15 protein-coding genes are annotated in these 16,746 nt (G+C 62.9%); 8 read left to right on the forward strand and 7 right to left on the reverse strand.

Features of this window, described 5'->3' with window-relative positions; genetic code table 11:
* Positions 1–42: 42 nt before the first annotated feature.
* From GH665_RS36935 to GH665_RS36950, 4 genes are all read right to left on the reverse strand, one after another.
* On the reverse strand, positions 43–1,059 hold the full coding sequence (locus GH665_RS36935) for an alpha/beta hydrolase (RefSeq protein ID WP_153141943.1): 1,017 nt from the start codon (positions 1,057–1,059) through the stop codon (positions 43–45).
* Between the two features lie 42 nt (positions 1,060–1,101).
* Positions 1,102–2,463 carry an MFS transporter gene (locus GH665_RS36940; RefSeq protein WP_153141944.1) on the reverse strand — a complete coding sequence of 454 codons (1,362 nt, stop codon included), beginning with the start codon at positions 2,461–2,463 and terminating at the stop codon, positions 1,102–1,104.
* Complete coding sequence (locus tag GH665_RS36945; RefSeq protein WP_153141945.1) at positions 2,460–3,536, reverse strand: alpha/beta hydrolase; 1,077 nt, start codon at positions 3,534–3,536, stop codon at positions 2,460–2,462. Before GH665_RS36945 ends, GH665_RS36940 begins: the two co-directional genes overlap by 4 nt.
* Positions 3,537–3,620: 84 nt before the next feature.
* Positions 3,621–4,676, reverse strand: coding sequence for a porin (locus tag GH665_RS36950; protein WP_153141946.1), 1,056 nt, complete (start codon positions 4,674–4,676; stop codon positions 3,621–3,623).
* A 201-nt stretch (positions 4,677–4,877) separates the two neighbouring features.
* On the opposite strand from GH665_RS36950, the gene GH665_RS36955 reads away from it, so the two are divergent.
* The 8 genes from GH665_RS36955 (at position 4,878) to GH665_RS36990 (ending at position 14,606) form a co-directional block, all read left to right on the forward strand.
* On the forward strand, positions 4,878–5,786 hold the full coding sequence (locus GH665_RS36955) for a LysR family transcriptional regulator (RefSeq protein WP_153141947.1): 909 nt from the start codon (positions 4,878–4,880) through the stop codon (positions 5,784–5,786).
* A gap of 153 nt (positions 5,787–5,939) precedes the next feature.
* Positions 5,940–7,457, forward strand: coding sequence for an ATPase domain-containing protein (locus tag GH665_RS36960; RefSeq protein ID WP_153142489.1), 1,518 nt, complete (start codon positions 5,940–5,942; stop codon positions 7,455–7,457).
* Positions 7,458–7,461: 4 nt separating this feature from the next.
* Complete coding sequence (locus tag GH665_RS36965) at positions 7,462–9,120, forward strand: ATP-binding protein (RefSeq protein WP_153141948.1); 1,659 nt, start codon at positions 7,462–7,464, stop codon at positions 9,118–9,120.
* 127 nt (positions 9,121–9,247) lie between these two features.
* Positions 9,248–9,709: a MarR family winged helix-turn-helix transcriptional regulator gene (locus GH665_RS36970; RefSeq protein WP_153141949.1), complete on the forward strand. Its 462-nt coding sequence runs from the start codon at positions 9,248–9,250 to the stop codon at positions 9,707–9,709.
* 6 nt (positions 9,710–9,715) lie between these two features.
* Complete coding sequence (locus GH665_RS36975; protein ID WP_153141950.1) at positions 9,716–11,818, forward strand: FUSC family protein; 2,103 nt, start codon at positions 9,716–9,718, stop codon at positions 11,816–11,818.
* A 45-nt stretch (positions 11,819–11,863) separates the two neighbouring features.
* Positions 11,864–12,073 (forward strand): DUF1656 domain-containing protein, encoded by a 210-nt coding sequence (locus GH665_RS36980; protein WP_120348982.1) that lies wholly within the window; start codon positions 11,864–11,866, stop codon positions 12,071–12,073.
* The gene (locus GH665_RS36985; protein WP_153141951.1) at positions 12,070–13,074 is read left to right on the forward strand and encodes an efflux RND transporter periplasmic adaptor subunit; all 1,005 of its coding nucleotides are present in this window, start codon (positions 12,070–12,072) and stop codon (positions 13,072–13,074) included. The genes GH665_RS36980 and GH665_RS36985 overlap by 4 nt, the downstream gene beginning before the upstream one ends.
* Complete coding sequence (locus tag GH665_RS36990; RefSeq protein WP_153141952.1) at positions 13,071–14,606, forward strand: efflux transporter outer membrane subunit; 1,536 nt, start codon at positions 13,071–13,073, stop codon at positions 14,604–14,606. Before GH665_RS36985 ends, GH665_RS36990 begins: the two co-directional genes overlap by 4 nt.
* 31 nt (positions 14,607–14,637) lie before the next feature.
* Here the strand turns inward: GH665_RS36990 and speD are convergent, their stop codons facing one another.
* Genes speD through GH665_RS37000 form a run of 3 tightly spaced genes read right to left on the reverse strand, consistent with a single transcriptional unit; the run spans position 14,638 to position 16,740 of the window.
* Entirely contained in the window at positions 14,638–15,018 is a 381-nt protein-coding gene (speD, locus tag GH665_RS36995) for an adenosylmethionine decarboxylase (protein ID WP_153141953.1), read from the reverse strand.
* Positions 15,019–15,028: 10 nt separating this feature from the next.
* Positions 15,029–15,178, reverse strand: coding sequence for a hypothetical protein (locus tag GH665_RS38865; RefSeq protein ID WP_167531058.1), 150 nt, complete (start codon positions 15,176–15,178; stop codon positions 15,029–15,031).
* Between the two features lie 2 nt (positions 15,179–15,180).
* Positions 15,181–16,740, reverse strand: a complete 1,560-nt coding sequence (locus GH665_RS37000) for a DUF4178 domain-containing protein (RefSeq protein ID WP_153141954.1) — start codon at positions 16,738–16,740, stop codon at positions 15,181–15,183.
* Positions 16,741–16,746 lie beyond the last annotated feature (6 nt).

Here is a 16,746-nt window from a genome sequence, read left to right on the forward strand (position 1 = left end):
GAATAGCGCCCGCCTCCTGCCCGAAAACCGCGCCGACAGGTGTCAGGAAGCGACACCAAATAACGCCGCCAGCCCGAGCGGCGACGCAAAAATCCCCTTCGCGTCATGCCCAATGCCGTCGATCACAAACGTACGATGCTTCGCCGCGCTCCCGGGATGACGCAACGCCATATAGCGCGCGTAAGTCAGTCCACGCGCCAGCCGATGAGCACCCTGCGCCTGCGCGGCGCATGAACGGTCGAGCGCCGGATGCTGCGGATCACAATCCGCGCCGCCGAGCAGCACGGTGACATCACGACGCGCATAAAGCGATTCGAGCGCGCCAGCGGAGTCAGGATTTCCGCCGTATGAAGAAGCATAGGCGGGCAAATCCTCGAGCCCATACTTCCAGCGATTGAACGACGGACACGCGGTCGCATCGAACACTGCGAATTCGCCGGACACGTTCGGCCGCATCGCATCGAAGTACACATACGACGAAGGATTCGCGACCACATAGCGCAGCGCAATCCCACGCGCGACGAGCGGCGCCTCACCTCGCGTCACGACGGCATAGCGCTGCACCACCTGGCCACCGCCCGAATGCCCGGCGATCACCACCTCGGTGAGCGACGCAAACTGCTCGCGCGACGCCAGCGTCCGCAAGATGGTGTCGAGCACCTCGAACGAACTGATCGGCGCGGGACCCTCGGCATTCCCGCCGCCCATCCAGCTAGTCCACTCCCAATGCAGCGTGGACGGCGGCAAGCTATGCGCGTCGACGTCCGCACTCGCGAGGAACTGCGGCACGATCAGCAACGTATCGGCGGTATCGCCACCGGCTAGCGCACACGCGCGCTCCGCCAGGTCGAAGTACGCGTCCGCATTGCGCAAGCGTCCATGAATCAGAATCACCGCGCGCTTGACGTCACGCGCAGACACAAGCCAGTTGCCGTTCGCGAATACCGGCACGGTGCCGCTACCCGTTTGCGTCTCAACACGCAGATACTGGCGGCCGACGACGGCGACCGGATGTTCATTCGGCGCGCGTTCGTCATCTGTGATCAAAGGCTGGGTCATGCAATAAGCTCTGGTTAATCCAATAAGTCTAGCGAGTGGCGGCTACCGCGGCGCGGCGAACTTCGCGGCTGCACCGCCCGGTTCACGTCCCGAGCGAGTGAAATACACCATCGCCAGCGACACGAAGCCGGCAAAAATCAGATAGAAGGCCGGCGTCAAACTGCTGCCGGTCAGATGCGTCAAACCGGTGATAGTGAGCGGCGCCATACCGCCGAACAGCGTCACCGCAATGTTGTACGACAGCGCCACGCCGGCCGAGCGGCTACGCACCGGAAACAGCGTCGCGAGCATGCCTGGGTGTGAACCGGACATGGCGGCAAGGAACACCGTCGCCACCATCTGCGCGATGAACAGATGCCCCGGCGTCGGATTCGTCACAACGAAGTGATACAGCGGATACACGCATACCATCCACGCAATCACGATCGGATAGAACAGCCGGTATGCGCCATAGCGATCGGCAAGCTTGCCGGACAGCGGAAACAGGAACAGATTCAACACGCCCGACACGAATGCACCGAGCAGGGCGGTAGACAACGGCAGATGCAATTGCCGCTCGACATAGACCGACAGATAGGAATGCCATACATAATTTGTCGCCGCACCGACGATGATCACACCCATCGCGCAGATCGCCGCGTCGCCGTTGTCGCGGAAGAACTGACGCACGGTCACACGCGGCGGCTTGTCCTGCTGATCGAGCAGGCGCTCGAATTCCGGCGACTCCGCCACACGATGCCGGATATAGAAGCCGAACGGTCCCGCCAGCGCGCCGAACAGAAACGGCAGGCGCCAGCCCCACGCCACCAGTTGCTCATGCGTGAGTTGCGTGGTGAGCAGATAACCGACACCGGATGAAAGCAGTAAGGCAAACGCCTGCGCCGACATGTTGAAGCTGCCGTAGAACATCTTCTTATGCGGCGGCGCGTATTCGACAAGCATCGCCGAGGCCGTTGCGAACTGGCCGCCGACCGAGAGCCCCTGCAATAGCCGCGCGAACACCACCAGCAGAGGCGCCGCGATGCCGATGCTGGCATAGCCCGGCGTGAGGCCCATCAACAGCGTACTGGCCGCCATCGAGATGATCAGCAGCGAAAGCGCTTTGCGCCGCCCTGCGCGGTCCGCATAGATGCCGAGCAGAATGCCGCCGATCGGCCGGACGATAAAACCGACGGCGAACGTGGCGAGCGTCAGCATGATCGACACGAAGCCACTGCCGCCTGGGAAGAATACTTGCGCAATAATCTTGGCGAAGTAGCCGTAGATCAGAAAATCGAACCACTCGAGTCCGTTGCCGAGTACCGAGGCAAAGATCGCGCGACGCACCATCGAGGGGCTCAAGCCGTTCGACGCTTCCGTGCCGGACCTCGCACCCTCATGCTGATTCAGGCTCGTCTCGCTCATTGTTCGCATCCTTGGGTGTCGAACATCGCCGACAACGCGCACACCGACGTCAGCATGCGCGCGCCGTCGTGGCCGACGCCCGGCACAATATGCAAGCTCTGTTTCAGGCCTTCCGGATGACGCGCCTGGATGTACCGGTAATACGCTTCCGCACGCGCGAAGCGCTGCGGACCTTGTGCTTCGGCGGCACAGCTTTTATCGAGCGCGCTTTGCTGCGGATCGTTGTCCGCACCGCCGACCAGGTAGTCAACCCGGCGCGACGCATAAGCCGCTTCGAGTTGCGCGGGCGAGCGGTCGTCGAGATAGGGCGGCCGATTGTCCATGCCGTATTTCCACCGATTGAAGTCAGCACATTGCGCGGCATCGAACGGCGCCGCGACACCTTGCGCATTCGGCCGTTGCGCATCGAAATATGCGTACGTGGATGGATTCGCCACGACGTAGCGTACGTCGATGCCTTCACGGGTCAGCACATCGATATTACGTGCCGCCACGGCATAGCGCTGCACAACTTGCCCGCCGCCCGAATGCCCTGCGATCACCACATGCTGCAGATTCGGAAACAGCTTGCGATCCGCGAGGCGCGTGACAATAGCGTCCAGCACCGTGTACGAACTGATCGGCAGCGGTGCTCGGGCCGCTTCGCCGCCCATCCACGCGTCACCCTTCCAGCGCAGTAGATCGGCCGGTTCGTCATGCACGCGCAGGTCGAGCGTGGCGAGGAATTGTGGTGCGATCAGCAGCGTGCTGTCGGGATCCGCATGTGCGGCGGCGCGTGCATTCTGTGCAGTACGGAAGTAAACATCCGCGTTGCGCAATTTGCCGTGAACCACAATCACCGCACGCGTTACCTGCGGTTGCGCGACAGTCCAATCCTTCGACAGATACAGCGGAAACTCGGCCTGCCCCTGCGGCGTGTCGATCGTGAACCGGGTATCCGAGATCGTCGCCACCGGTTTTAGATGGGATCCGTTGGGGTTCGCCGAGAATGCCGGTTGCGCGAGCAATGCCAGCATGGAGGCACCGGCTGCCATGCACCTCATGGTCAGACGTCGTGAAAGATTGAATGTCATGCAGCTTGCTCCTGATTACAGTGCACTGTCTTGAACGCGGTGCATCGTCAAATCCGTCGTTGAAAAGCTCAAAATCTCAGAACCTCAGAACCGGTGGCGAATACCGAGCGTGACGCCCGTCTGGTTCGGACCGAACGCGGTATCGCTCGTCAAACCGACAGGGGTGTACTGGTCATTCGCGTAGTGCGTGGAGGCCGCGTAGGCAACGGTTGCGTACACATCGGTTCGCTTCGACAGAATATAGTCCGCGCCGAGCACGCCCATCAACGAATTCGACACGTTATCCGCCTTGTTGCTCTGATAATACGCGGCGGCCGTCACGCGAAAATACGGCAGGACAAGGTAGCGGACCCCGCCGAACCATAATGCCGACGACACCGACTTGCCCTTGGTCGGGTTGTACAGATAATGTTCATAGCCGCCCATGATAGTTGCGTCCCCGATCTGCTCGCGGGCCGAGGCGCTCCAGTTACGCGACTTGGTCCACATGCCGGTCGAATTGATCGCGCCGTTCCGGTAGTCGTAAGCCACCGCCGCCGCGAAACTGCCGGCGTCGTAATCGAGCGCGCCGCCATAGGCGGCACTGCTTTGAAACGAGTCGGCCGTGCCGCCGAAACTGTAATCCGCCGTCGCTGTCAGACCGCCAAAGCGGCCCACATACTTGACCGAGTTGTTCACGCGCGCCTTGAACGAAAAACTGTCCGCGGAACCGGTGGTCGGCATCCACGTGTACTGCTGGCCGAACACCATCGGGTCGTACTTGATGAGCGTGTCGTACATCGCCGTGTACTGCAAACCCGCCGACAATGCGCCGAAAGCATCATTCGACACCCCGACCGCCGCGGTCCGGTTGAACAGCACGCCCGCGCTTGCATTGGTGCCGTCGTTGCCGTTGAAGCCCGCTTCGAGAATGAAGAACGCCTTGTTGCCGCCGCCCAGATCTTCAGTCCCACGAAAACCGAAGCGCGAGTTGCTCAGTCCACCGGAATTTTCGCGGACCAGCGAGCCGCCCGCGGCACCCGCGTGGTTGAGGAATTCGATGTTCGTATCGATCAACCCATACAGCGTGACCGATGCCTGAGCATGCGCACCCGTCCAACTCACCACGGCCAATGCGGCCACCGCACATTGTTTTTTCACTACCGTCTCCTGTCGATGTTGTTTTATGTCGCGATGCGTTCGAGCCTGCTTGCCGTGGGCAATGCGGGCATCGGTCGATGCGATGGACGAGATCGTAGGATCGGGCGTGGTAAATGTAAAATACCTGTTTTACGCACTATCCATATTTATAAAATATGGCAATAAACAGAACGTAGAACGCGACCGAGGAGACGGAACACCATGGAGCTTCGCCACTTGCGCTACTTCCTGGCAGTTGCCGAGGAAGGCCAGTTCACCCGTGCAGCCGAGCGGCTGGCCATGCAACAACCGCCGCTCTCGCAGCAGATCCGGACACTGGAAGAAGAGATCGGCTTCGAGCTGTTTGTACGCATGCCACGCGGCGTGAGCTTGACACCCGCAGGGCAGGCCTTTGCGGAAGACGCACAACGCTTGCTGCTGGAACTGCAGCAGTCGGTGGACAAGGCGCAACGAATTGCGCAGGGCGAACTCGGCACGATTTCGATCGGACTGACCAGTTCGGCTGCGTTCCACCCCTTCACGACCGAGACGATCCGGGCTTTTCGCGCGGTGTGTCCCGAAGTCGCCGTGGAGCTTGCCGAACTCAACGCGGCAGAAATTATCGAGCGACTGGCCGCGGGCCAGATCCAGGCTGCGTTTCTCCGCAAGCCGGTCGACGCACGCGAAGGCGTGGCATTTGAGTTATTGCTCGACGAACCGATGGTGGTCGTGCTGCCCGTTGGGCATCCATTGCTAAAGAGCGCGGGCAAAAAAAGGCCACAAGTGTCGTTGAAGGCGCTGGCGAACGAAGACTTCATTCTGGTCCGCCGGCCTGGGGCGCCCGGCATGTATGCCGACATCCTGGCGGCCTGCCGGCAAGCCGGGTTCGTGCCGCGGATTGCTCGCGAGGTGCCGCGCATGGTGTCGGGCATCAATCTCGTCGCAGCAGGGTTGGGCGTCACGCTGGTGCCCGCGTCGATGCAACGTTACGACCAGGTGGGAACGGTGTATTGCACGTTGGCGAATCCCGCGAAGTTGAGCGCGCCGCTCCATCTTGCCTACCCGGCGGAACTGCGCAATAGCGCGGCGACCCGCTTTATCGAACTGGTGAAGACGCGCGTTCACGGATGAACACGTTTGACTTTGCGGGAGCGCCGCGAGAAGCCCCCATCACATGCGCCGTACAGCAATACGCGGGCAAACGAAAACCGTGGGCACAAAAATTGCATTCTCCGTGCCGGCAAGGAGTTCACCGTCCATCAAACTGACGCCAACCTACTCGCCATGCCAAACAAACCTGCTGTCGCCGCACCGGCCCGCCTTTCCTGCGGAATAGAGGGAATCGACAACGTCCTCGGCGGTGGCCTCACCCCGCACCGCATGTATCTTGTCGAAGGCGCCCCGGGCACCGGAAAAACTACCCTGGCGTTGCAATTTTTGCTCCAGGGGGTCAATGAAGGCCAGGCGGGTCTATACATCACGCTGTCCGAAACCCGCGACGAACTGATCTCCGTAGCGAACAGCCACGGTTGGGACATCAGCAGGTTCGACATCCTCGAACTGCTGTCCGACGAGGGGCTCGACCCGCGCTACGAACAGACCGTGCTACACCCGGCCGAGGTCGAACTCGGCGAGACCGTGCGCAACGTTATCGAACAGGTTGACGCACTCAAGCCCGTGCGCATCGTGCTCGACAGCCTCTCCGAATTGCGCCTGCTGTCGCAGAACCCCTTGCGCTATCGCAGGCAGATTCTGGCACTCAAGCGCTATTTCGCCACTCGCGAATGCACCGTGCTCCTGCTCGACGACAACACGTCGGACCCCGGCGACCTGCAGTTGCACAGCATCGCCCACGGCGTGATCAGCCTCGACAACCTCGTGCACGACTACGGCGGTAACCGGCGGCGCGTGCGCATCTCCAAGATGCGCGGCATCAAGTTCCGCGAGGGCTATCACGACTTCTCCCTCGACACCGGAGGCATCCAGGTTTATCCGCGCCTCGTTGCGGCGGAGCACCATATGGAATTCGATACCAAAGTGCTCAGCACCGGAACGCCGGGGCTCGACGCACTGCTCGGCGGCGGTTTGATCCCCGGCACCAATGCGCTGATGATCGGCCCGTCGGGGGTCGGAAAAACCACCACGGTGGTGTCGTGCCTGATCGCGGCGCTCGAGCGTGGCGAGCGCTGCGTCTACTACGTGTTCGACGAGACGCTCACCACCCTGACAGTGCGTTGCGCGACGCTCGGCATGTACTTCGCGCCCTATGTAGAAAGCGGCCTGCTGACCTTGCGCCAGATCGATCCAGCCGAAATCTCGCCTGGCGAGTTTGCCTGCGACGTGCGCAAATCGGTTGAGGACAAGGGCTGTACCTACGTCGCCATCGACAGTCTGAATGCCTATCTCCAGGCGATGCCCGGCGAACGCTATCTGCTGCTGCAGATGCACGAACTGCTCGGCTATCTGAACCAGCAAGGCATCATCACCATGCTGGTGCTCGGCCAGCACGGCATCATCGGCGAGGTGCAGAACGACATTGACATCAGCTATCTCAGCGACGTGGTCGTACTGTTCCGCTATTTCGAACACCAAGGCGAAGTGTTGACGGCAGTGACCGCAGTGAAGAGCCGGGCAAACGCGCACGAGCGCTCGATCCGCCAGTTCCGGCTGCGCAGCGGCGGCGTGGAAGTGGGCGAAGCGTTGCGCGACTTCGAGGGCGTGCTCTCAGGCCTGCCCTCCTACCGTGGCAGCACCGCCCTGCTCGGTGAGCCCGGCCACGTCATCGACACGTCCGGGCAATAAGGTCATGGAGCAACGCGTCCTTATCCTTGCACCGTTTGGCCGCGACGCCGATGTGATTGCCGAAGTCCTGCACAAGGACGAACGCGAATGCGTCGCCTGCCGCGATGCCGACGCGCTCACCGAAATGCTCGATGCCGGCGCGGGCAGCGCCCTGATCGCCGAAGAGGCCCTCTCGGACGGTCATGTATCGCGCCTGTTCAATTGGCTCGAACAGCAACCGGCGTGGTCCGACCTCCCCTTTATTCTGCTCGCCGCCAATCGCATCGGGCGCCGGTCGGCGCGCAGCCTCGAAGTGCTCGAGCGGCTCGGCAACGTGGTGGTGCTCGAGCGGCCGCTGAACTCGGAAACACTACGGCGTGCGGTCGGGTCGTCGCTGCGGGTGCGTGCGCGGCAGTACGAGTCGCGCCGTCATCTGGCCGAACTGATCGAGGCGCAAGAAGCCCTGGTGCAACTCAACGATTCGCTTGAGAGCCGCATTACCGAGCGCACGCACGAACTCGCTTCCGCCAACAACCGGCTGATGACGGAGATTCACGAGCGCGCCAAAGTACAGGCGGTGCTGGTCCAGTCGCAGAAGATGGAAGCGCTCGGACAACTCACGGGCGGCATCGCGCATGACTTCAACAATCTGCTGAACGTCATCATGGTCAACTCGGAACTGATCGCGCGGGCCGGCAACGACGAGCGTATTCGCGCAATGGCCGCCACCGTCAAACGCGCAACCGAGCGAGGCGCGAAACTGACGGGCCAGTTGCTGACTTTCTCGCGCAACAGCAATCTCGATCTGAAAGCGGTGGACGTGGTCGCGCTGCTGCACGGCATGCGCGACATCGTCACCGTGTCGCTCGGTTCGGGCATCCACTACGTCAACGAATCCGACTGCGAAGAGATGTGGACCGAGGCCGATGCCAATCAGCTCGAGCTAGCCATCCTCAATCTGGCGATCAACGCGCGCGACGCGATGCCCGGCGGCGGCCAGTTGAGCATTCACGTAAAGGAACGCACGGCCCCCGATGAAACCCTCGAACACGGCCGCTATGTCGTGATCGAAGTCGTCGACACCGGTTCGGGTATGCCTCCCGATATCGTCCCGCGGGTGTTCGATCCGTTCTTCACGACCAAGCCTATCGGCAAGGGCACGGGGCTCGGCTTGAGCCAGGTCTACGGCATTGCGCGTCAGGCCGGCGGCGCCGCGCGCCTGTTCAGCGAGGAAGGTCTCGGCACCACGGTGGAGATCTGGCTTCCGCTACGCAAGCGTATGACTCCGCCAATCGAAGCGGCATCGGCTGTCGAAGGAAATGCGGTGGGCGTGCAACGCGTGCTTGTGGTCGAAGACGATGGCGAGGTGCGCGCAATGCTGGTCGATTGTCTGAGAGGACTCGGCTATACCGTGACCGAAGCGGCGGATGGGCGGGCCGGGCTGAACCGTTTGAAAGACGACAATCCCGACCTGCTGATGGTCGATTTCGCGATGCCCGGCATGAACGGCATCGACGTGATCGCCGAGGCGCGCAAGCTGCGCGAGGATCTGCCAGTGATTCTCGCAACCGGTTACGCAGACGTGGATATTTCGGGCCTCGCGGTCAAGCGCTGCACGATCTTACGAAAGCCATTCCGGCTCGACGATCTGGCGCGTACCGTACGGCTCGGCCTCGCGGCCTGAACGAGATCGCAGGCGCGCCTCGAGAAGTTGTCACAGCGCGCCTGCAAACTGCTGACGAATCCATCCTTGCAAAAAATCCGCAATTCAATAGTTTGCTAACGAATATTTTGGCCATACAATACCGGCCATGTCGAATCTCGATGCCCTGCGCCGCACCGTCAGCAGCACCCTGGTCGTCGCTGCCAGAAAATGGCGGCGCACGAGTCACGGCGTGCTCGCGGCCTTCAACGTTTCCGAAGCGTGCGCCACGCCGCTCCTGACCGCCAGCCGGCTCGGCGAAGCGGTGCGGCAGGTCACGCTGGCCGATCACATCGGTATTGAAGGACCGTCGCTCGTACGGCTGCTCGATCAACTGTGCGCGGCCGGCCTGATGCGCCGCGACGAAGATCCCGAAGACCGCCGCGCCAAGACCGTGGTGCTCACCGACGAGGGCCGCGCCGTCACCGCAAAAATGGAAGAAGAGCTTAATACGTTGCGGGCGCAAGCTTTGAAAGGTATTTCCCGCAGCGATCTCGAAGCGACCTTGCGGGTACTGGCCGCTTTCACGGCCGATGCCACGACGCCGCACAACGCCAGAGACTCCGAGTAACGGTTCATGGTCTACCCCTCCGTCCGCGACTGGCTGTTCTCCGTCAAAACGTTTGCCGCAGCGATGATCGCGCTCTACATCGGTCTCGCGCTCGAACTGCCGCGGCCGTACTGGGCCATGGCCACCGTCTACATCGTATCGAATCCGTTTGTCGGCGCGACCCGCTCCAAGGCGCTCTATCGCGCGCTCGGCACCGCGCTCGGCGCGTCGGCCGCCGTGCTGCTGGTACCGCCGTTCGTCGAATCGCCGTATCTGTTCAGCGTGGTCGTCGCGTTGTGGACCGGCACGCTGTTGTATCTGGCGGTAGCCGACCGCACCGCGCGCAGCTACGTGTTCATGCTGGCGGCCTACACCATGCCGATCATCGCGCTGCCTTCGGTGACGAATCCTGGCGGCGTGTTCGATCTGGCGATCAGCCGCACCGAAGAGATCACGCTCGGTATTGTGTGCGCGAGCATTGTCGGCAGTTCGCTGTTTCCTAGCCGGCTCGCCCCCACCATTATCGAGCGGACCGATGCGTGGTTTCGCGACGCCGCGTTCTATGCGACCGAAACGCTGTCCGGGCGCATCGCCGGCGCGGCCATTTCAGGGGCCCGCCAACGGATCGCCACCACGATCAACGGGCTGGAACTGCTCCTGAGCCAGCTTGCCTACGACCATACGCGGCCGGATATCCTGGCCCGCGCCCACGAGTTGCGCGGGCGCATGCAGTTGCTGCTGCCGATGATGTCGGCGCTGGCCGATCCGCTGGTCGCCCTCTACAACAGTGGGCGGCAAACCTGGCCAGAGGGTCTCGAAGCGTTGCTCAACGATGTCATCAAATGGTTCAACGCACCGCTGCCCGCGGCCAGCGGGGGCTATCACCCGGACGCGACCGCCAACGCCTTGCGCGAGCGCATTGCCGCCATGCAACCGCCGCCGGCCGCGCTCGCGGCCTGGGACGGCGCGCTGCTTTCGAACGCGCTGTGGCGTATGAAGCAGGTGATCGACGTCTGGCAGGACTGCCGCTCGCTGCGCATCATCATCACGCGCGAAGAAGGCTCATGGCGGCCACGTTTCCGGCATTGGCGGCTGGGGGGCACTGAGCGCTTCTTCGATCGCGGCATCATGCTGTTTTCGACGGTTTCAGCGGGTGCCGCGGTGATCATTGCGTGCAGTCTGTGGATCAGCTCGGGCTGGGCGGACGGCGCCAGTGCCGTAACGCTGGCGGCGGTCGCCTGCTGCTTCTTCGCCGCGCTCGACGAACCCGCGCCGATGGTGTTCAGGTTCTTCGTGGCCACGGCGATCAGCGTGGTGGCCGCCGGCATCTATCTGTTCGCCGTGCTGCCGCACGTGCACGACTTCCCGATGCTGGTCATCCTGTTCGCCGCGCCGTTCATTCTGGTGGGCACGTTGATCCCGCGTCCGGCGTTCAACATGGTGACGGTGCTGGTAGCCGTCAATACCGCCACCTTCATCAGCATTCAGGACGCTTACTCGGCCAACTTCCTGATCTTCCTGAACAGCAATCTCGCGGGCCTCGCAGGCTTGCTGTATGCCTATCTGTGGACCCGCGTGACGCGGCCGTTCGGCGCCGAACTCGCGGCCTCCCGGCTGTTGCGCTCGAGTTGGGCCGACGTGGCGCTGACGGCGTCCACCCGCACCATTGAAGACCCGCGCAACCTCGCCGCGCGCATGCTCGACCGCCTGATGCAGTTGATCCCGCGCCTTGCGGCCACGGACGACCATCGCCATCCGTCGATCGAAAGCTTTCGCGATCTGCGGATTGCCTTCAACGCGCTCGATCTGCGCCGTCTGACCCGCAAACTCGGCGGAGAAGCGCCAGGCGCGATCGATCTCGTCCTCGACGACGTGCGCCAATACTTCGAAATGTGCGTGGACCAACGCGCGCGCCAACCGGTACCGGAGAGCCTGCGCTCGTCGATCGACGTTGCGGTGACGCGCGTCACGGCGCAAGGCCTCGCCAATGCCAGCGCGCCGGGCCCGACCTCGCAAACCTCGGCGCGCCATTTGCGCGAGGCCTTGCACGCGCTGGTCGGCTTGCGTCTTTCGCTGTTTCCGGCCACGCTAATCACACCCACGCCGCCCGAACCGGAGGCCGCTGCCTGATGCGCCTGTCCCGCCACCTTATCCAACCCCTGGCCAGTTCCCGCGATGATCGGTGAAATCGATATCTTCGGCGTGTTCGTGCCGGCCGTGCTGGTGCTGATGTTGATCGCCTATCTGATCAACCTGGTGATCCGCACGGTGCTCGCGCGCGTCGGCTTTTACCGCTTCGTCTGGCACCGTTCCATTTTCGATCTCGGCATCTATGTGCTGGTGCTGGGCCTTGTCGTCGTCGTTTCGCACAGACTAATAACGTGAAAAAAACCTGGTTCTCCGTCGGTCAAATTCTGCTGACCCTGATCGTCGTCGTGGTCGCGGCCTTCGTGCTGTGGAAACTGGTCGCCTATTACATGTTCGCACCGTGGACCCGCGACGGACACGTGCGCGCCGACGTGATTCAGGTCGCGCCGGATATCTCGGGGCTGATCTCATCGGTCGAGGTAGCCGACAACCAGCAGGTCAAGCAAGGCCAGGTGCTATTCGTCATCGACCAGGCCCGCTATGCGCTCGCGCTGCGCCAGGCGCAGGCCACCGCGGAACAACGCCGCGCCACCCTCGATCAGGCGCGCCGCGAAGACGCGCGTAACCGCAAGCTCGGCAACCTGGTTGCATTGGAAGTCGCCGAAGAAAGCCGCTCGCGGGTCGAAACGGCGGAGGCCGCACTCGCCGATGCGAATGTCGCGATCGATACCGCCAAACTGAATCTGCAACGCACCACGATCGTGAGTCCGGTCGACGGTTATCTGAACGACCGCGCGCCGCGCGCCGGCGAGTTCGTCTCCGCGGGCCGGCCGGTGCTGTCGGTCGTGGATATGCATTCGTTCCGCGTCGACGGTTACTTTGAAGAGACCAAGCTGCGCGGTATCGACATCGGCCAGCCGGTCGATATTCAGGTGATGGGCGAGCCGAAGGTGCTGCGCGGTCACGTGCAAAGCATCGTCGCGGGGATTGAGGATCGCGACCGCACGCAAGGGTCGAATCTGCTGCCGAACGTGAACCCGGCGTTCAGTTGGGTGCGGCTCGCGCAACGGATTCCCGTGCGGGTTGCGCTGGACGAAGTCCCCGCGGATTTCCGCATGATCGCCGGACGCACGGCAACAGTGTCGGTGCTCGATCTGTCGCTGAGCGGCAAGCGGCACCCGGCTACGGGCGCTTCGGGTGCGGTGGATGCTTCGGCGGCTTCGGCTACATCTGCCGTGCCTGCTGTACCTGTTACCCAACCGGCATCTGCTGCCGTCACGTCGGGCGCATCGCAATGAAGCCGTCGCGCACGCTGCCCTTATTACCGCTGCTGCCGCTCCTGCCGTTAGCCGTCGCGCTCAACGGCTGCATGAACGTCGGCCCCAATTACGCGTTGCCGAAGCAGGCGCTGGTCAACGCCCCGCTCGCCAATGCGCCGATCGAGGGCGCCGATGCCAGGCTGACCACGCGGCAGACCGTCCCCGCGATCTGGTGGAAGCTCTATGACGATCCGGTGCTGAACAGCCTCGTCGACGAAGCGCTGAAATCGAATACCGACCTGCGTGTCGCCGCGGCGAACCTCGCGCGGTCGCGAGAAGCGTTGGGTGTAGCGCAAGCGCAAGGCGGCTTTTCCGGCAAGACCTCGGCCGTTATCGAACGCGCGCAGGAATCGGCCGAGCAGTATCTGCTTACCGAGAAGCTGCCGGTCGTCAATGAAGGCGACATCGGCATCAGCATTTCGTACGAAATCGACCTGTTCGGCAAGCTGCGGCGCGGCGTCGAAGCGGCGTCGGCAGACACGGAAGCCGTGCAGGCAGCCGGCGATCTCGCACGGATCAGCGTGGTCGCGGATGTGGTGCGCTCTTACGTCGACCAATGCTCGGCCGCTGAGGAGCTCAAGATCGCGCAGCAGTCGCTGGCATTGCAGAAACAGCGCGCGGACGTATCGCGCCGATTGCGCGACGCGGGCCGCGGCAATCAACCCGATGTAACGCGTAACCAGACCCAGGTAGATACGCTCGCAGCGGATATTCCCCGCTACACGGCGCGCCGCCAGATTGCCCAATACCGGCTCGCCGCGCTGCTCGCGCGCGCACCGTCCGATTTGCCGCCGGCCGTGCTGGCCTGCAACACGCTGCCGCAGATCCGCCAGCCGATTCCGATCGGCGACGGCGCCGCGCTGCTCAAACGCCGTCCGGACGTGCGCGAGGCCGAGCGTCAACTGGCGGCTTCGACGGCGCGGATCGGCGTCGCGACGGGCGCGTTGTATCCGAGCGTGAGCATCGGGGCATCGGCAGGTTTGACGGGGGTTCTGGAAGACCTCGGCACCTCGCCGACAGCGCGTTGGGCGTTCGGTCCGCTGATCAGCTGGACCTTCCCGACGAACGGCGCGCGTGGCCGCGTGCGCGAAGCGGAAGCGTCGAGCAACGTTGCGCTGGCGAAATTCGATGGCGTCGTGCTGACCGCGTTGCGCGAAACCGAAACCAGCCTCGCAACCTACGCGTCCGACGCCACCCGCGCCGACGCCTTGCGTGCCGCGCTGAAGTCGGCGGCCCAATCAGCGGATGAAACGCATCGGCTGTATCTCGCCGGACGTGAGTCGTTCATTTCGGATCTGGATGCGACGCGCACACTGACCTCAACGAGGTCTCAGGTGGCAGCCGCCGAAGGTCAGGTGGCGGTCGATCAGGTCAACCTGTTCCTCGCACTCGGCGGCGGATGGGAAACGGATGCGCATACGGTGCCGGGAGCCGGGTCGGACGCTGCAACGCCGGCTGCCGTGGTACCGGCCAAGGCCGCCATGCCGACGGCCGCTGCCAGAACGCCTTAACGGGTCTTAAGACGCTTTACCTTAAGACGCTTTAGCGAGGCGGCGGTGCAAAACCGCGCTCGCAGGTCCGCACGTTTTGCAGTTCAGCCTGCAAATCACGTGCGATCTGCGCGACCGCCTCTTCAGGACGCGCCTTGCCGCACATGAAAATATCGAGCGCGGCAAAGCGATGCTCGGGCCACGTGTGGATGGTGATGTGCGACTCCGCGAGCAGGACCACGCCCGTCACGCCATGTTCGCCACCGAAGTGATGAAAATGCGCCGACAGCACTCGCGCTCCAGCCGCGGCGGCGGCATTCACCAGAATCGTTTCAAGCGCCACGGCATCGCGCAGCAAGTCCGCACCGATACCGCCCAGGTCCGCCAGCACATGTGAGCCATAGGCCTCGCGCGGGGTGGTTACGGATGTCATGACAGCGCGCTCACTTGTGCGACCCATACGATGAATAACCGCTGCGTGCAGACGTACTGCCGTAGCCGACACCGCCGCCGCCACCGTTCCCGGTCATCGATGTGCAGCTGAACATGACAATCACGACGAGCGCGTAAAGCACATATAAAAGCTGTCTCACGCTTACCTCGATGTGCTTCGTGACGCGCCCTTGCGCGACACATGAGAGTCTTCGTGTACGGCGCGCCAGATCCACTCAGGCGCCCACAAGGCGACCATGCCGACGATCACCAGCACCGTCGAACCGTCGAACTCGAACAGCTTGTTGAAGTTGATGAATGCCATCGCGAAGGTGGCGATCCAGGGCCACGGCCCGAACGCGCCTTTCCTCGGCCCTTCGCTTTTCCCTGCCGCCCCGCCGCCTGCGGACTCGGCTGCACCGCTCGCCGTTCCGCCCGACAGTTCCGGCACGCCGAATCGCTCGGCCACCTTGCTGTTGCTCAAAGGCTTCGCGCGCGACCAGACGATTTCATCGGCAGTGGTTTCGCGCGTCATCTTGAAGTCGCGCCAGGCGAAATCGGTGATCGACGTCTTGTCGCCCACCTGAACCCGCCAGTTGAACGCACCCGCCACGTACATGACTTCCGCGACGTAGCGCTCGCGTTCGCGGTAGGTCTTGCCCGCTTCGAGCACCTGGCCGTCCTGGCCGATCATCGGCCAACGGTTCAATACGTCGACGCGCTCCCAGCTACCTTCGCTATGCACGAGCCACAGAAAGCCGCGTTCGAGGTTGTGCAACAGATATTCGTCCCAGCTGGACTCGGCGTCGGAAGTGCGGCAGCGCATCAAGCCGAGCACCGTATATTTCGCGCCATCAAAGGTGGCGCCGGCACCCAGTTGCAACGCGGTTTCAATCGCCTCCACGCTGCGTTTCTTCGAAAACAGCGTGGCCTGTTCCGCGCTGCAATCGACACCCGCATGACACGATCCGCAGATCACGTAGTTCGCTACACCGGCGGGGCAATCGAGCGACGCACCGCAACTCGGGCAGGTGAATGCCGCAAGCTCACCGCGATAACGGCCGGCGGATTCGCGAATCTGCGCTTCGTCGCGCAACCCCTGGCAGGCTAGCGACGTCAGTTCGACCGACTCGCCTTCGTACACCACCGGTTTGCCGGCCTGCGGGTCTGCATCCGAATAGTCGAGCGTGATGAATCTGTCTTCGTAGCGGAAATCCGCGACACGTGCCTGCCAACCGTCGCCGACACGAAACGGCAACTCACCCTCGCCGCCTACGCACTGCGCCGTACGAATATCCGACGCCAGATAGCGCTTGCCGTCGAAATCGAACGGTGTGCCCGGGCTCAGTGAATCGAATCGCGGCAGCGCACTATCGTTGCCTTCGAGATTTTTTTGCGTGGTGATCGCGTATTGTCCCGATGCATCGGAGAGCCAGGCAAACGTGCCGTCGTCGAAACTGGCGTACCACTCGGTCCAGTAACCCGCGTCATAGCGTAACTGGATACGTCCGAGCAGCGTAAATAGACGTGACGCGTAGTGGCCCGTAGCGCCCAGTTGCAGCGGTGAATAATCCTCGAACACCGAGGCCATCTCGCCGATCCGCTCGACCGCTTCGCCGCGCTTCAGCAAGGTGCTGCGGCACGACTCGCAAACGGCCATCACCGCCGCGGCAGAGCGAAATTCGAGCGGTGCGCCGCATTGAGGACACGAAGTACTGAACATCGAGGG

Source organism: Paraburkholderia agricolaris (assembly GCF_009455635.1).
In the GTDB taxonomy this organism is placed as follows: Bacteria; Pseudomonadota; Gammaproteobacteria; order Burkholderiales; family Burkholderiaceae; genus Paraburkholderia; species Paraburkholderia agricolaris.